This window comes from Brevundimonas huaxiensis (assembly GCF_014218725.1).
GTDB lineage: Bacteria > Pseudomonadota > Alphaproteobacteria > Caulobacterales > Caulobacteraceae > Brevundimonas > Brevundimonas huaxiensis.
On the sequence record NZ_JABBJE010000005.1, the window covers coordinates 47,708 to 64,047 of the forward strand.

The 16,340-nt window shown below is 66.8% G+C and carries 14 protein-coding genes; 1 reads left to right on the top strand and 13 read right to left on the bottom strand.

The annotated features are described in order from the left end of the window. Positions 1 to 22: 22 nt before the first annotated feature. Positions 23 to 1,882 carry a DNA primase gene (gene dnaG, locus HF680_RS10990; protein WP_185225083.1) on the bottom strand — a complete coding sequence of 620 codons (1,860 nt, stop codon included), beginning with the start codon at positions 1,880 to 1,882 and terminating at the stop codon, positions 23 to 25. A gap of 265 nt (positions 1,883 to 2,147) precedes the next feature. Beyond that, the gene (locus tag HF680_RS10995; protein WP_185225084.1) at positions 2,148 to 2,978 is read right to left on the bottom strand and encodes an LD-carboxypeptidase; all 831 of its coding nucleotides are present in this window, start codon (positions 2,976 to 2,978) and stop codon (positions 2,148 to 2,150) included. Between the two features lie 90 nt (positions 2,979 to 3,068). Between HF680_RS10995 and HF680_RS11000 the strand changes: the two genes are divergently transcribed. Further along, on the top strand, positions 3,069 to 4,466 hold the full coding sequence (locus tag HF680_RS11000; protein WP_185225085.1) for a UDP-N-acetylmuramate--L-alanine ligase: 1,398 nt from the start codon (positions 3,069 to 3,071) through the stop codon (positions 4,464 to 4,466). Between the two features lie 22 nt (positions 4,467 to 4,488). Here HF680_RS11000 and HF680_RS11005 read toward each other — a convergent pair whose 3' ends face one another. From HF680_RS11005 to HF680_RS11055, 11 genes are all read right to left on the bottom strand, one after another. Further along, positions 4,489 to 5,853, bottom strand: a complete 1,365-nt coding sequence (locus HF680_RS11005) for a sulfite reductase subunit alpha (protein WP_185225086.1) — start codon at positions 5,851 to 5,853, stop codon at positions 4,489 to 4,491. Then, the gene (locus HF680_RS11010; protein WP_082064530.1) at positions 5,850 to 6,956 is read right to left on the bottom strand and encodes an FAD:protein FMN transferase; all 1,107 of its coding nucleotides are present in this window, start codon (positions 6,954 to 6,956) and stop codon (positions 5,850 to 5,852) included. Before HF680_RS11010 ends, HF680_RS11005 begins: the two co-directional genes overlap by 4 nt. Before the next feature lie 10 nt (positions 6,957 to 6,966). Beyond that, positions 6,967 to 7,767, bottom strand: a complete 801-nt coding sequence (locus tag HF680_RS11015; RefSeq protein WP_394353532.1) for a DUF4198 domain-containing protein — start codon at positions 7,765 to 7,767, stop codon at positions 6,967 to 6,969. 11 nt (positions 7,768 to 7,778) lie between these two features. Continuing rightward, a complete protein-coding gene (locus tag HF680_RS11020) occupies positions 7,779 to 8,288 on the bottom strand; it encodes a DUF2271 domain-containing protein (protein ID WP_185225088.1) in 510 nt (169 codons plus the stop codon). An 11-nt stretch (positions 8,289 to 8,299) separates the two neighbouring features. Beyond that, positions 8,300 to 8,977, bottom strand: a complete 678-nt coding sequence (locus HF680_RS11025; RefSeq protein WP_394353533.1) for a PepSY-associated TM helix domain-containing protein — start codon at positions 8,975 to 8,977, stop codon at positions 8,300 to 8,302. A 67-nt stretch (positions 8,978 to 9,044) separates the two neighbouring features. Beyond that, complete coding sequence (locus HF680_RS11030) at positions 9,045 to 9,731, bottom strand: Fe2+-dependent dioxygenase (protein WP_185225089.1); 687 nt, start codon at positions 9,729 to 9,731, stop codon at positions 9,045 to 9,047. A gap of 76 nt (positions 9,732 to 9,807) precedes the next feature. Continuing rightward, the gene (locus HF680_RS11035; protein ID WP_185225090.1) at positions 9,808 to 12,183 is read right to left on the bottom strand and encodes a TonB-dependent receptor; all 2,376 of its coding nucleotides are present in this window, start codon (positions 12,181 to 12,183) and stop codon (positions 9,808 to 9,810) included. Between the two features lie 95 nt (positions 12,184 to 12,278). Next, a complete protein-coding gene (locus HF680_RS11040; protein ID WP_045811886.1) occupies positions 12,279 to 13,064 on the bottom strand; it encodes a peptidase in 786 nt (261 codons plus the stop codon). 61 nt (positions 13,065 to 13,125) lie between these two features. Then, a complete protein-coding gene (locus HF680_RS11045; RefSeq protein WP_185225091.1) occupies positions 13,126 to 13,968 on the bottom strand; it encodes a transglutaminase family protein in 843 nt (280 codons plus the stop codon). 2 nt (positions 13,969 to 13,970) lie between these two features. Further along, positions 13,971 to 14,909: an alpha-E domain-containing protein gene (locus tag HF680_RS11050; RefSeq protein ID WP_091748762.1), complete on the bottom strand. Its 939-nt coding sequence runs from the start codon at positions 14,907 to 14,909 to the stop codon at positions 13,971 to 13,973. Continuing rightward, positions 14,909 to 16,330: a circularly permuted type 2 ATP-grasp protein gene (locus tag HF680_RS11055; protein ID WP_017504409.1), complete on the bottom strand. Its 1,422-nt coding sequence runs from the start codon at positions 16,328 to 16,330 to the stop codon at positions 14,909 to 14,911. Before HF680_RS11055 ends, HF680_RS11050 begins: the two co-directional genes overlap by 1 nt. Positions 16,331 to 16,340: the final 10 nt, after the last annotated feature.

Genomic DNA, 16,340 nt, shown 5'->3' on the forward strand with positions numbered 1-16,340 from the left:
CAATGCTTGGCGTGCCGTAAGGTTACGTGCCCGCGCTGTCTTCCCAAATCGTCCCGGCTTTGATCGCACGGCGAAGCGCATCCCGCTCGGCCTTCAGCCGGCGGAACGCCTCATCCTGCCCAGGCACATCACGTGCATGGGCCAAGGCGTCCTCCAACGCCGCTACGCGGGTTGAAGCGTCGAACGCCTGCGACCATCGGACCCTTGCCTCGGCGAGGGGCGCATTTGCGGCCAGGAATGGCGCGCCGGACTTTGCCGCCGCCTTCTCGACCTCGCGCACTAAGGCATCATGACCCGATTGCGCCAGATGGCGTCGCAGGGCGGCGGAGTCAAGGCTATGTCCCGACAGACGCAGGCGAACCAGCTCCTGCGCCAGTCCATCCAGCCCCTTGTCGCCGAATCCGTGGGCGGCGATCTCCTCCAGATGGTCGTCCATCCGTTCGGGGTCGTCGATGGCGCCGTGGGCCAGGGCGGCCGGCACGGGCTCGATGGCGCGAAACAGCGACTGCATCGCCTGGGCGCCCTCCGCCGTCTGACCCAGTTTGTGCGGCGGGCCGAAACCGCGCCTGCCCTGCCCCGGCGTCCAGGGCGCGCGTTGGGGGCTGCGCGGGAACAGGGCGTCGAAACGGTCGAACAGGTCGCGGCGGTATTGCTCGGCCAGATCCTTGTCCTGGATGGCCGAGGCGGTGTTTCTCAGCCGCGCTTTGAAGCCGGCCTTGCGCTCCGGCGTGTCCAGCGGCTCCAGATCCTGTTCGCGGCGGAACAGCACCTCGGCGAACCCATGGGTTTCGGCCAGGGCCTGACGCAGCGCGGGCGCGCCCCTGTCGCGCAGAATGTCGTCGGGATCCTGACCGGCGCCCAGCAGGGCGAACCGGAACGAGCGCCCTGGCTTCAGCAGCGGCAGCGACCGTTCGATGGCGCGATAGGCGGCGCGCAGTCCGGCCGCATCGCCGTCGAAGCACAGGATCGGCTCGTGCGACACACGCCACAGCCGTTCCATCTGCTCCTCGGTCAGGGCCGTGCCCATCGGCGCCACGGCCGGCAGGCCCGCGCGCTGGCAGGCGATGACGTCCATATAGCCTTCGACCACGATGATGGCCTGGTCGTTCTTGGATTCCGCGCCCAGGATCCGCCGCGCCTCGGGCAGGCCGTAGAGGGTCGCGCCCTTGTGGAAGAGCGGGCTTTCCGGGCCGTTCAGATATTTCGCCCGGTCGTCGGGGTTCATGGCCCGGCCGCCGAAGCTGACGATCCGGCCGCGCGCATCCAGGATCGGGAACATCAGCCGGTCGCGGAATCGATCATAGGGCTGGCCGCCGCTTTCGGGCGAGATCAGCAACCCGGCCTCGACCAGTTCGGCTGGCTTGGCGCCGCGCTGGACCAAGGCCTGCTTCAGCCCCTCGCGATCGTTGGGCGCGTAGCCCAGGCCGAACCGCTCCCACTGATCCTCGGGCAGGCCGCGCTTGTCCAGATACTCCCGCGCCGCCTTGCCCGGCGTGCGGCGCAGGTTTGCGGCGAACCATTTCTGGGCCAGGTCCATCCAGTCGGACAGACCCGCCCGCTTCTGCTCGCGCTCGGCCTCCTTGGGGTCTTCGGCCGGGAGCTGCATCCCCGCCTCGCCGGCCAGGCGCTGCACCGCCTCGACGAAACTCAGCCGCTCGGTCTCCTGCAGGAAGGAAATGATGTCGCCATGCTTGCCGGACGAAAAGTCGTGGAAGAAGCCCTTGTCGTCGTTGACAAAAAAGGACGGCGACTTCTCCTTCGAGAACGGCGACAGACCGACGTATTCGCGGCCCTGACGTTTCAGCTTCACCGTCCGCCCGATCACGTCGGACGGCCGAAGGCGGGCCTTCAGTTCATCGATGAATCTCTCGTCGAAACGCACCCGCGATCCTTAAGCCCTGCGGCTCTTCACGTCGATGATCAGGAAGACGATCAGGCGGCTCGTCCGGGCATCCCCCGATATCCGAACGAACCGCCGCATCGCAGAAGGCGCCAACCACAGCGTCCCCCAACGCCTTGGCTAACGAAGTCCTAACGCCTCGCGGACCGGCATCTGAAGTCAGGACCGGCGTTCTGTCGAGAGGTAGGCGAGCTGGCTATAGCGAATAGAGGCGAGACTGTGTCCTTTTCGTCGCGCGTCGTTTGCCTTAAGGGCGACCGAAGGGGACGACCTTATTGGCGGCGTCATGCCCGATATCGGCGCTTCCCAGAAAGGGTATGCCCGAACGCAGGCACCAGTATCGAACGATTTCCTCCGGAGTCTGACCGAAATCGGGATCGTTTGGCGTGACGTCCGAGACCCGTCCCAGGCGAATCCCGGCCACGCGACGGATGCTGGCCTGGCTGGTCAAGTGAAACATCATTCTGTCGATCCGGTAGGCGGCCTCGGACACCTCCTCCAGCATCAGGACGTGGTCGGACAGATCGGGCTCCAGCGGCGTGCCGGTCAGTTCGTTCAGGATGGTCAGGTTGAAGGCGACGGCCGGGCGCGGATCGGTCGCCAGCGACGGCTCGATCCAGTCGGTGCGTCCCGTGGTCAGCCAGGACAGGGCGCCGCGCGCGGTCGCGTCGTCGCGCACCGAATCCGAGGCCATCGGTCCATGCGCCAGATGCTGGAACCTGGCCTTGTACATCCCGGCCAACAGGCTGCCGGCGTCGGAATAGCCCATGTAGCGCTTCTTGCGGGCGACGGCGTCCAGGCGCGGGATCACCGCATCAGCGATGCGGCACGAGCCGTAGCCGCCGCGCGCGAACCAGATGGCGTCGATGCGGGGGTCGTTGGCGAACTCAACGAAGGCGTCGGCGCGCGCCCGGTCATCGCCGGCGAAATGACCGTGTTTCAAAAAACAGGCGGGGTGAAAAACGACGGCGACATTGCGGTCGGGATGGTTCTGCGCCATCCAGGCCTCGACCGCCTCGGCGCGCTCTTTGGAGAAGCGCGAACTGGCGCAGACGACGCCGATCTTGAAGCTGCCCATTTTATCGCTCTTTGGGGTCACGTCCGTCTTCTTCGTCGTTTTTGCGATCCCCTACTGGCGGACCGGCCCGATCCCCTGTTCTAAGGGGGCATGAACCAAGACGCCTCCTATTTCTTCTGCGGCATCGGCGGGTCGGGCATGCTGCCCCTGGCCATGATCGTCCAGGCGCGCGGCGCTGTGATCGAAGGATCGGACCGGGCGCTGGACCAGGGCCGCACGCCCGAGAAGTTCGACTGGCTGCGCGCCCACGGCGTGACCCTGCACCCCCAGGACGGATCGGGCGTGACCCGCGCCGATCAGACCGTCATCGCCACCGGCGCCATCGAGGAGACGGTGCCCGACATCGGCGCGGCCAGGCGCGCGGGCGCGACGATCAAGACCCGGCCCGAACTGCTCAGTGAACTGTTCAACACCGCCCCGACCTCGGTCGGGGTCGCGGGCACCAGCGGCAAGTCCACCATCACAGGCATGATCGCCTGGATCCTGAACCAGACGGGCCGCGAGCCGACCGTGATGAACGGGGCGGTGATGAAGAACTTCGCCGACGCCGACCATCCGTTCGCCAGCGCCCTGATCGGCGGGCCGGACCTGTTCGTGTCCGAGGTGGACGAAAGCGACGGCTCCATCGCCCGCTACGACCCGACGGTGGCGGTGGTGTCCAACATCTCGCTGGACCACAAGTCGATGGAAGAGTTGCGCGACCTGTTCGGGGGCTTCACCGCGCGGGCGACGACGGCCGTGCTGAACCTGGACAATCCCGAGACGGCGGCCCTGGCCCAGACCCTGCCATTCGGCAAGGCGATCACCTTCGGCCTGGGCGAAGAGAAGGCCGACCTGTCCGCCCATGATCTTCAGCCTCTGCCGACAGGCATGCGGTTCCGGCTGATCGAGGGCTGGAGCGAGCACGACGTGGTCCTGAACGTGCCCGGCGCCCACAATGTCGCCAACGCCCTGGCCGCGCTGGGTGCGACCCGGGCGCTGGGCGTGCCCACGGCCGAGGCGGTGAAGGCGCTGGAGACCTTCGCCGGCATCCGTCGCCGGATGGAGGTGGTAGGGACGGCCGGCGACATCACCGTCATCGACGACTTCGCCCATAATCCGGACAAGATCGCCGCCACGCTAAAGACCCTGCACGCCTTCGACGGGCGGCTGCTGATCCTGTTCCAGCCGCATGGGTTCGGCCCGCTGAAGCTGATGAAGTCGGAGTTCATCGACGGTTTCGCCGGCCTGATGCGCGAGGACGACGTGCTACTGATGCCCGAGCCGGTCTATTATGGCGGCACCACCGACCGCAGCGTGGGATCGGAAGACATCGCCTCCGGCGTCCGCGCCGCCGGCCGTCAGGCTGATGCGCTGGCGACGCGCGCCGCCTGCGGCGACCGGATCGTCGAGATCGCCAAGCCGGGCGACCGGATCGTCGTCATGGGCGCGCGCGACGACACCCTGTCGACCTTCGCGGCGGAACTGTTGGGGCGTCTAGGCCGGTAACCGACATCGGCAAGCACGGTGTTCAGTAAACGTCCCGCCGATAGCGCCCGTCTTCCAGAAGGGTCAGCACCACGTCCGCGCCCAGCGCGCTTTCCAGCGCGGCATGCACGCCTTGCGACATGCCTTCCAGACTGCCGCAGACGTAGATCGCCGCGCCGCGCGCGACCCAGTCGCGCAAGTCATCAACCGCCGCCGCGACAAGATCCTGCACATATCGGCCGTCGCCCGTATCGCGCGAGAAGCTCCGATCCAGCCGCCGCAGCACGCCCGACGCCAGCCAGGCCTGCAACTCCGCATCGAAGAAGGCGTCATGCGCCTGCGTGCGTTCTCCGAACAGCAGCCAGGCCCCGCCCGCGTCGGTGCGCGCCTTCAAATGCGCGCGCAGGCCGGCGATGCCCGTGCCGTTGCCGATCAGGATCATCGGCGTCTCGTCCGCCGGGCCGTGGAAGCTGCGGTTGGTGCGCAGGCGCATTCCGACCTGATCGCCCCGCGCCAGATCCTGCGTCAGCCAGCCCGACGCCAGGCCCGGGGCGCCGTCGGGATGGCGCATCAGGCGGATCAGAAACTCGACCCGGCCATCCGACGGCAGGGAGGCGATGGAATATTCACGTGAACCCGGCGTGACGCCGTCACGCTCAGGCAGGCCGACCTCGGCGATGTCGCCGGCCGACCAGTCGGGCGCCGCGCCCACGGCCTCGAACGCCAGATGCCAGGCCTCGCCGCCGGGACTGCCCGGATTGACCAGGGTGCGTTCGACCAGCCGCCACGGGTCGTAGGCGGGCGGGGTCCAGTCGGGGGCCGTCACGCTGCCCGTGATCTGGTTCAACTGGTGCTGCCAGTGGCGAAGGGCGCCGGCCTCGCCGTTGTCGACCTCGACCATATCGAACAGGGGCTTGGCGCCGGCGCGTCGCAGCCAGCCGTCCACAGCGTGACCGAAGCCGCAGAACTGATCATAGCTGCGGTCGCCCAGCGCCAGAAGACCGAAACGGAGTTCCGACAGGTCGGTCGTCTCGCCCATGACCTTGCGCACGAACCGGGCCGCGCTGTCGGGCGGATCGCCCTCGCCCGTCGTCGAGACGATCAGCAATGCACGGTCCGTCGACTTGAGCGTCTGCACATCCAGATCGGCGAAGGACAGCACTCGCGCGCCCACGCCGCCATCGCCCAGAGACCGCGCCGTCATCCACGCCAGTTCCTCGGCGAAGCCCGTCTGGCTGGCGAAGGCGATTAGCAGCGGCCGGCCCTCGCCTGCGCCCGCCAGAGCATCAGACCGCGCACGGGCCGCCGCCTTGGCCCTGCGTTCACGCCAGAAGATGACGGCGATCAGGGTCAGCCAAAGCGCCAAGGCCCCGACCGCCCACAGCCAGCGCTGCGGATCGGCTGTCACCCCGGACGATCTCCGTCGTCGTCCATCAGGGCGGCGAAGGCCGGCGACATCCGCTCGACCGGCCCGCGCTCGGTACGCTCGACGAAATGGGCCATCAGGCCGACGGCCTCGGCATAGTCCGGTCCGTCGAACGGCCCCATGACGGTCAGGGCCGTGGCGTAGGCGTCGGCCATCATGGCGGAGGGGTGCAGGACGGTGACCGAACTCAGATTGTTGCTGACCGGACGACCGGTCGATCCGTCGATGGTGTGGGGATAAAGGCGCCCCTCATGGTGGAATGCGCGGCGATAGTCGCCGCTGGTCGCTACGGCCAGATCGAACAACGCCGCCACGGTGTGGGGCGCAGGCGAACCCTCGACCCGCTCGATCTCGACCCACCAGGGCTGGGCGTCCGGCTTGACGCCGCGTCCTTTCAACTCGCCGCCGATCTCGATCAGGTGCGAGGTCGCGCCCATGGCCATCAGGCGGTCGGACACGCGATCCACCGCATGACCCTTGGCGATGCCGGAGAAGTCCAGCTTCATCCCGCCCATCTGCATGACCGCCCGCGCATCGCCGTTCAGCCGCAGCTTCTGCCAACCCGACACGGCCGCAGCCGCCGCAATCTCGTCTTCGGACGGGACGGGCAGCAAGGCCGAACGCGGTCCTGGCGGGCCGAAGCCCCACATATCGACCAGGGCGCCCAGGGTCGGATCGACCGCGCCGTTGGTTTCGTCGCCCAGGGTCATCGCCGAATCCAGCAGATCCCAGAACGGCTGGGACACCGCCCAGACGCCGGCGGGCGCGGTGTTGAAGCGGCTGATCTCGCTGGACGGCTCCCACGGGCTGAACAGACCGACGACGGTCGCCAGTTCCTCTTCGATCGCGGACCGGATCTCGACCTCGCCCACGCCGGGCGGGGCGATGACGCGCGCGCTCCAGGTCGTGCCCATGGTCTGGCCGCCCAGCGCGCGGATCAGGTCGCTGGGCGGACGGGGCGGCGCGCCTTCGATCGTCGGCACGAGGACGCGGTTGTCGGCGCGGTCGCCCAGAGGGGCGGCGTCGCCGATGTTGACCGTGGGCGGGGCGGCGCGTGAACCGCGCGAGGGGGGAATGTCGGACATGGCCCTTCGCTTAGGGCAGGACTTCCATCGCCGCCACATAGCTGGCGTTGGAACCCAGCGTTTCGCCTTGGCCTTCGGTGCGGACCGAGGCGTTCAGCCAGTACATGCCCGCTTCCGGCCAGGTGATGGTGAAGGCGCCCTCGGCGTTCGTTTTGAGCGTCGATTCTTCGGGGTTGTCGCGGTAACGCAGACCGCCGCGCGCCACGGTGACGGCGATGTCAGCGGCCGGCTGGCCGTTGTTCAGCAGTTTGAAGGTGGCGGGTTCGCCCACGACCAGGTCGTTCGGGTGGGTGACGGGAACCAGCTCTAGCCCCTCGCCGGTCGTCTTGAAGACGGTGTCGGTGGGGTTGTTCAGGGTGACGAAGGTCTCAATGCGGCTGGCGGTGCGGGTCGCCTGAACATTGGTCGCGCCCTCGGGCAGGCCCGCCGGATAGTCCGAGGCCGCGCCGCGCCAGCGCTTCTGTTCGCCGTTCAGGGTGTAGCTGGCCATGACCCCGTTCATGACGTTGGCGATCTTGTAGGTGCCGTTCTGGGTCAGATGGGCGTCGAAGGTCGAGCGATAGCGGCCCTGCATGGCGTTCTCGGGCTGGACCGCCGAGCCGTCCGGCGCGGTGATGGTCAGGCCGGTCAGGCGCATAGCGGCGTGGTCGGGGTTGAACACCTGGTTCGACATGCCGGCGTCGAATCCGACCCAGGCGTCCGTGCCCGACAGGGTCGTGGCGGTGGGCGCCAACCAGGCGCGGTGGGCCTGGGCGGCCATGGGGGCGGCCAGTGCTGCAGCCAGCGTGAGCAGGCCGATCGTTCTCTTCACGGTCATGATCCTCAGCGAGAGACGGCGACGCGCACGGCGCCCAGTTCGGTGGAGCCGGTTCCGGCGCTTGTATTGGCCGCGCCCCAGCGGAAGGGCACGCGCACGACCTCGCGCCCGCCCAGTTCGCGGGCCGCCTCGACGACGATGTTGTACTGGCCGGGCTGAAGGTTGCGCAGGCGGGCGGCGGGTACGGTGACGGTCTGGCGGCCCGGCGCGCGCGTGGCGCCGGATACGCCGTCGGCCGGCAGGCTCATGGCCCGACCGCCCTTGCGCCACCAGGTGCGCAGATCCTTCAGCCAGTCCTTGCCGTCGCCCTCGTTGTTGCGGGTCTGCTGATACCAGACGGCCAGGGTGCGTTCGGCCGACTGATCCGGCTTTTCGATCCACACCGCGACATAGGGGCGGTGATAGGAGGCGGTGTTCAGGCGCGGAATCTCGACCGACACCGTCAGGTCGGCGGCCATGGCGGGCGCAGCGGCGGCGAGGCCGGCGGTGGTGATGACGACGGGAAGAAGGCGCATCGGAAAACTCGTCAGTGAATGAAGATCAGGGCGATGACGACGGGGATCAGAAGGCCCAAGGCCGCCAGCGGCCAGGTCGAGGGCCGACCCTTGGCGTGCAGGAGCATCAGACCCAGACCCGTGACGGCGAAGATGACGCAGGCCGCCGCGAAGACGTCGATGAACCAGAACCAGACCACGCCGGCGTTGCGACCCTTGTGCAGGTCGTTGAGGTAGGCGATCCAGCCGCGCGTCGTCTTCTCGTGCAGGGTCTCGCCGGTCGAACGGTCGATGGTGACCCAGCCGTCGCCGCCAGGCATGGCCAGGGCGACATAGACCTCTTCCGCCGTCGTCTCGGTCGGCTTGTCGGCGATCTCGACCTTTAGAGCCTCGGACGCCCAGCGTGCGACCGCGTCGGGGACAGGATCGGTCGTCTCCTGCGGGAAGCCCGCCAGCCGCTGCAACAGGGGCGCCGGCAAGGTTGCAGTCTGTTCAACCGTCACCGGATCGCCGGGGATCGAGGCCGCATGGTTGAGGGTGATGCCGGTGACCGCGAACAGGATCATGCCGACCAGGCTGACCGCCGCCGAAATCCAGTGCCAGCTATGCAGCTGTTTCAGCCAGAACGACCGCGCGCCATTCAGCGCCGCCTTGGTTTTGGGGCCCTTGGCTGCGATTTCGGCTTGACGCTGTGTGGCGAGTTCGGTCACGGGCCCGCTGTGCCATTGTTGCGAACGGGTTGCAATAGCATTTAGCGGCGTTGCGGCGCCTTGGGCGTCAGACCTCGGTCCAGCGCCGCAGCAGATTGTGATAGACGCCGGTCAGTTCGATCACCGACTGATCCTTGGGCCCCTTTTCGGACGCCACGCGCTGAGTGGCGATGTCCAGGCGGAACAGGGTTTCGCGATCGGCGTCGTCGCGCACCAGGCTCTGCATCCACATGAAGGACGACACCCGCGCCCCGCGTGTCACCGGCGTGACCCGGTGCAGGCTCTTGGATGGATAGAGGACCAGATCGCCCGCTGGCAGCTTGATCGCCTGCGACCCGTACATCTCCTCGATGATCAGTTCGCCGCCGTCGTAGTCCTCGGGCTCGGACAGAAACAGGGTCGCCGAGAGGTCGCTGCGAATGCGGATCGCCCCGCCGTTGCGGGACTGGCGGATGGCGTTGTCGACGTGCATGCCGAACTGGTCTCCGCCTTCGTAGCGGTTGAACAGGGGCGGGAAGATCGTGTGCGGCAGGGCCGCCGCCACAAACATCGGATTGGCGTTCAGCGCCTGGACGACCAGGGCCGAGACCTCCTTCGCCACGTCCGACTCTTCGGGCAGTTGCAGGTTCTTCTTCGCCGTCGCCGATTGATGGCCCGAGGTGGCGTTGCCGTCCGCCCACGGGCCGGCGTCCAGCCGCGCGCGCAAAGCCTTGACCTCGGCCTTGGAGAAGACTTCCGGAATCTGCAGCAGCACGGGCGTTCTCGCTGAAAGACGAAACGGCCCCGCGGGGGGATCGCGGGGCCGTCAGACTAGGCCGGGGAAGCGGCCTTTAGAAGCGCAGGTTCAGGGCCAGAATGGCCTGGCGACCTGCGGCCACGTCGGCGTGGTGAATGCCGTTGGTGCGCATGATGAACTCCTCGTCCGTCGCATTCTTGACGTTCAGCTGAAGCGTCGCGCGATCCGTCAGATCATAGGCGGCGAAAGCGTCCACGCGGGTCCACTCGGGCGCATAGATGCGGTTGTTCCCGCCGCCCGCGCCGCCCTGGTTCCCGCCCAGAGATTTGGACATGTAGTAGACGCCGCCGCCGACCGTCAGCCGGGGCAGGACGCGATAGGTGGTGAACAGGCTGGCGCTGTGCTTGGGCGTATTGGCCAGCCGGTCACCTTCAAAGGCGCTGGGCCTGCACACAGGCGGCGTCACCGTGGCATCGACCGTGCAGGCGCCCTTCACCAGTTCGGAGTCCATGTAGGTATAGCCGCCGAACACGGTCCACTTCGGCGTGATGCTGCCTGACACGCCCAGCTCGAAGCCGTTGACCTCGACCTCGCCCTCCTGACGGAAGATGTTGGGCTGAACCAGGATCAGGGCGTTCTTGCGTGTGAGATGGAACGCGGCCGCCGACAGGGCGAGACGGTCGTTCAAGACATTGGCCTTGGCGCCGATCTCGAAGCTTTCGGTGTCTTCCGGATCCAGAACGGTGTTGGCGACGCCATCGACGGTGCCCGTGCCGCCCGAGGCGTTCTGATCGCCCGCCGAGATGGTCGGCGGCGTCGAAGAGGTGGACCAGGAGGCATAGACGCTGCTGTTCTGCGTCGGCTTGAACACCAGACCGACCTGATAGTTGGTGAACTCCCATTTCTGTTCCGGAACGGCCGTATAGCCCGTGACATTCCAGACGCCAGCCGTGGACGAAGGCGAACCCAAAACGGCATTCACGCCCTTGACCGAATACTGGTCCCAGCGAACGCCCAGGTTCAGGATCAGTCGCTTGGTCAGGGTGATGCTGTCGTTGGCGTAGACGCCGATGGCTTCCGTCGTGTTCGAGCTGGTCGGGCCGCGATTGATTACACCGGTCCAGGCGTCGTCGGGGTTGGGGTTGTAGACCGGCGTGCAGTCTCCAGCGCCCAACGCCCCGGCCGCGGTCGGATACGACCCGCTGACGGTCGTCAGACCCGTCGGACAGGCCGAGCCCGAAGTGGTGTAGGTCGAATAGGAGGCGTTCTTGTTGTGCTCGCGCGACAGTTCCACGCCGACGTCATAGCTGTGTTTGATCGAACCGGTGGCGAACTGGCCGAAGACATCCGTCACATTGGCCAGGGTGGTGACCGGGTTCCAGCGGGTCTTGGTGCCCCGCTTCATCCAGTATGTCCCGTCCGCCGCGCGTCCGACATAGCCGCCGTCGCCGGGATTGGTGACGATGTAGTCATTCAGCGTCTGCGAATAGCGGCTGACGTTGCGGATCGTGGCGAAGTCGTTGAGGCGATGCTCGGCCTTGAAGGTGAAGGCGTCCACCTCATTGGTCAGGTAGTCGCGCGCCTTCAGCCCATAGAAGCTGTCATAGGGCACATCCAGAACGCCGCTGTCGGTCGTGCGTGACTGAATCTTGGTGAACAACGGAATGCCGTAATCCGGCATCTGATCGCTGGTCAGGTGATAGTAGCTGAAGACCATCGAGGACGGCGTGCTTAGACCGGCGCCCAGGCTGATGGCCGCACCCCATCTGTCGTAATCGACGGCGTCGCGGCCGCGCACGTCGCCCTGGGCGCCCATCAGATTGATGCGCAGGGCGGCGGTCTCGCCCAGCGGCAGGTTCGCATCGACCGTGCCGCGCAAATAGCCGTCGGTGCCCGCGCCCGCGCTGACATTGGTGAAGGCGTTCAGCTTGGGCGATTTGGAGGCCAGGTTGATGCTGCCGCCGCCCGAACCGCGTCCCGAATAAACGGCGTCCGGCCCCTTGATGACCTCGACCTGTTCCAGGTTGAAGACCTCGCGCTGCTGGCCGCCCGTGTCGCGAATGCCGTCCACGAAGATGTTGTTGCCCGACGACTGGCCCCGGATGAAGGGACGATCGGCCAGGGGCTGACCGCCCTCGCCTGCTCCGAAGGTGATGCCGGGGGAGTTGGACAGCAGGTCCTGCAAGGACGAGGCCGAGGTCTGTTCGATGATGGCCTGGGGGATGACCGTCACGGCGCGCGGGATATCCACCAGGGGCGCGACGAACTCGGGATTGACGGGCGCCGGCTTCTTGAACTGACCGTTGACGTCGATCGTGCCCAGATTGGCGGGCTGGGACTGGTCGGCCGTGACGACCACGCCGTCCTCGGCGATCACATCAGCGGCTATGGCGGGGGCGGCGACCAGCATGCCGGCGGCGCTGGAGGCGAACAGAAGCGAGCGGAGCGCGGCGGCGCGGGATTCGGACATACTCTTGCGACCTTTTGGTCTGATTTTGCGATGCGCTCGCAATAACCAGCTCCACAGGAAGGCACAAGACAATTGCGAACAAATCGCAATCTTAATTAGCCGACGGCGCTGATGCTCCTCTGAGGCGCCGACGTGTCGATATCCAACCAGGTCGGATCGGGCATGGCGCGGTGGGCGGCGGCCAAGGCTTCGGACCAGCGCCGACCCAGATCGCGGAAATAGGGATCGTCCGCCTCGATGCGCCGCGCCGTGCCCGTCAGCTGGTCGCGCGGCATGACGATCAGGTCCAGCGGCGGGCCGACGGCGATGTTCGAGCGGATGGTCGAATCGAACGAGATCAGCCCAAGCTTCACCGCCTCGGACAGGGAGGTGGAGCTGTGCAGGGCGCGATCCAGAATGGGCTTGCCGTATTTCAGCTCGCCGATCTGCAGATAGGGCGTATCGGGCCCGCACTCGATAAAGTTGCCCTGGCCGTAGATCAGATACAGCCCCATCTTGCCGCCGGCGATCTGACCGCCCAGCAGCATGGAGGCGGTGACGTTCAGCCCATCGGCGGTCGGCGTCGGCGGCGTATTGATGCTGGCGCGCACGCTGGCCATCGCATGACCCAGAAGCTGGGCGGCGCGGAAAAGGGTCGGGGCGGTCTGGAGGGTTTCAAGCTCGGTGGAGTCCGGCAGTTTGACCCCGGCTGCGACCATGGCCAGCGCCGTCTGGGTGACCGACAGATTGCCCGCCGTCGCGACCGCCAGGATCCGCTCGCCCGGCGACTGGTAGATGTGGAGTTTGCGATAGGACGAGATGTTGTCCACGCCCGCATTGGTGCGCGTGTCGGCGATCATCGCCAACCCGTCGTCCACCAGCATGCCTACGCAATAGGTCACTTCGCTCTATTCGCTCCCCGCGTTGCGAATCCCTGAACGCTAACAGATTCGCGCGTCATGCCTATCGGGGCCATCCACTGGATTGCAGTTGTTGCTGGCTCTGTTGCACCGGCCGCACATTCAGGGCGACGGTCAGTTGCTCCTGGCCGCCGCCATAGCTGGTGCCCCGGATCGGGGTGGCGCCGCGCGCGTCCAGGCCGACCGCGACCCGGACATAGTGTTCGGTCGGACAGATGCCGTTGGCGGGATCGAACCCGACCCAGCCCAGATCTTCGACCCAGGCCTCGGCCCAGGCATGGGCGGCGTCCTGATCGTGGCGTCCGTCCTGACGGCTGAGATGACCCGAGACATAGCGGGCCGGCACGCCCAGCAGGCGCGCGGCCGAGATGAAGATCTGCGAATGGTCCTGACAGACGCCGCGCTTCTGGGCGAAGGCGTCGGCGGCGGTGTGGGAGGCCGAGGTCGAGCCGACCTCGAACGCCACCGTATCCTTCAGCGCGCTCATCAAGCGGTGCATCCGATGGAGCGTCGGGCCATCGGGGATCGAGCGGGCGAAGTCGACGATGCCGGCGTCGGCCTTCGTCATCGGGGTTTCGCGCAGATAGACCAAGGGAGACAGCCGCTCGGCCTGGCCCTTCACGACGCCGCCCGTCTCGACGGTTGAGACCTCGCCGGTGACGCGGATGGTCAGGGCGTCGGTCGGCCGCTCGGTGTAGAGGCTGTGAACGATGTTGCCGAAGGCGTCCTCACTGCGCCGCAGCCGGGCGTCCACGTCGGTCTCGATGCGCCAGTCGCGGACCTGCTGGCTTTCGCACGACTTGGGCGTCAGGCGCAGCATCTGGACGATGAACCGCGCGGGCCTGGCGTAGGCGTAGCGGGTGGAGTGATCGATCCGGATCCGCATGGTCAGACCAGATACTGTTCGTGGACGGCCGCGGCCAGGGCGTTGTTCTCGTTCAGGAAGCTCTGGATGTATTCGTGCAGGCCGGACTGGAAAATGTCTTCGATCTTGGCCTCGTTGAACTGGCTGAGGCGATTGGAGGCCAGCCGTTGCGCCGGGCCGCGCCGGCCGTAATCGGTGGCAAGCTTCTCCAGATAACTGACGATCATGCCCTGACACGAGGCCAGCGAACGCGGCATCTGGCGGTTCAGCACCAACAGGTCCGCCACCAGCCAGGGCCGCACGCTTTCACGGTAGACCCAGCGATAGGCGGTCAGGGCCGAAACCTCGCGCAGCAGGGTCGTCCACTGGAAATAGTCCAACTGCCCCCCGACCCGTTCGCCGGGCGGCAGAAGCAGGTGATATTTAACGTCCAGCAGACGCGCGGTGTTGTCGGCCCGCTCGATCGCCATGCCCAGTCGCAGGAACCAGTAGGCGTCATTGCGCAGCATGGTCCGCGACGAGGCGCCCTCCACAGCCAGGGATGTCGATTTCACGAAGTCGAGGAAGTTGGTGAAGTCGTCGCGCTTGGTCGGTTCGCCCAGCTCGTTCAGACCGTTCCAGGCGCCGTTGATCGCCTCCCACAGTTCGATGGTCAGGGCGGTGCGCACCGAACGCGCATTGGTCCGCGCCTTGGTGATGCAGGCCTTGATCGAGGTCGGATTGTCGAAGCCGAAGGCCAGATATTCCCGCACGGACTTTTCCGACACGGTCCGCCCGGTCGCATCGAAGCCGGCCTTGACCCCCGACGAGGCGATGGCCCCGGCCCAGGCGGTGACGGCGGCCTGATCTTTCGCCGGCAGGGCAGCCAGACGGATCGCCGCCTCCAGAATTCGGGCCAGGAAGTCCGCCCGCTCCATGTAGCGGCCGGTCCAGTAGAGGCTGTCTGCGGTGCGTGAAAGCATCAGTTGTCCAGCACCCAGGTGTCCTTGGTTCCGCCGCCCTGGCTGGAGTTCACCACCAGCGACCCTTCCTTCAGCGCCACTCGCGTCAGGCCGCCGGGCGCGACGCGCACGCCGGCCGGGCTGGACAGGACGAACGGCCTGAGATCGACGTGGCGGGGCGACAGGGCGCCGCCGTTCAGCGTGGGGGCCGTCGACAGGCTCAGCGTCGGCTGGGCGATGAAGTCGTCGGGATCGGCGATCAGCTTGGCGCGGAAATCCTCGATCTCGGCCTTGGTCGAGGTCGGCCCGACCAGCATGCCGTAGCCGCCCGATCCGCCGACTTCCTTGACCACCAGTTCCGGCAGCTTATCCAGCACTTCCTTCAGGGCGTCCGGCTCGCGACAGCGCCAGGTCGGCACGTTCTGCAGGATGGCGTCCTCGCCCGTGAAGAAGCGGATGATCTCGGGCATGTAGGTATAGACGGCCTTGTCGTCGGCCACGCCCGTGCCGACCGCATTAGCCAGGGTCACGCGCCCGGCGAAATAGGCCGACATCAGCCCCGGCACCCCGATTGTGGAGTTTGGCATGAAGGTCAGGGGATCGAGGAAGTCGTCATCGATGCGGCGATAGATGACGTCGACGCGCTTGGGCCCTTCTGTCGTGCGCATGAAGACCGTGTCGTCATTGACGAACAGGTCCGTGCCCTGAACCAGCTCGACGCCCAGCTTATCGGCCAGGAAGCTATGCTCGTAGTAGGCCGAGTTGAAGGGGCCGGGCGTCAGCACGACGATCGTCGGATCCGCCCCTGCACCCGCCGGCGCCGAAGCCTGCAGCGAGCGCAGCAGCATGTCGGTGTAGATCTCGACGGGACGCACGGCGTGTTCCGCGAACAGGTCGGGGAACAGCCGCATCATCATCTCGCGGTTCTCCAGCATATAGGAGACGCCCGACGGCGTGCGGCAGTTGTCTTCGAGAACATAGAAGCCGTCCTCGCCCGTGCGCACCAGATCAACGCCCGAGATATGGCACCAGACGTCGCCCGGTGGACGACGCCCCTGCATCTCCGGCCGATAATGCGGATTGGTCAGGATCAGATCGGCCGGGACGATGCCCGCCTTGATGCAGTCCTGCGGTCCATAGATGTCTTTCAGGAAGGCGTTGATGGCGGTGACCCGCTGCTTCAGCCCCTTTTCCAGACCACCCCATTCGTCCGCGCCGATGATGCGCGGCACGACATCGAAAGGGATCAGCCGTTCATTGGATTCCTCGTCGCCGTAGACGGCGAAGGTCACGCCCATGCGGCGGAAGAACAGCTCCGCCTGGCGCGAGCGCGCTTGCAGCAAATCGGCCGGCGCGTTTTCCAGCCACGCCGCCAGCGTCTTGTAGCTGTCGCGGATCGCACCCGATCCGCCGCCATTCATTTCGTCGAAAGCTCTCGTCATCCGCCCCCGC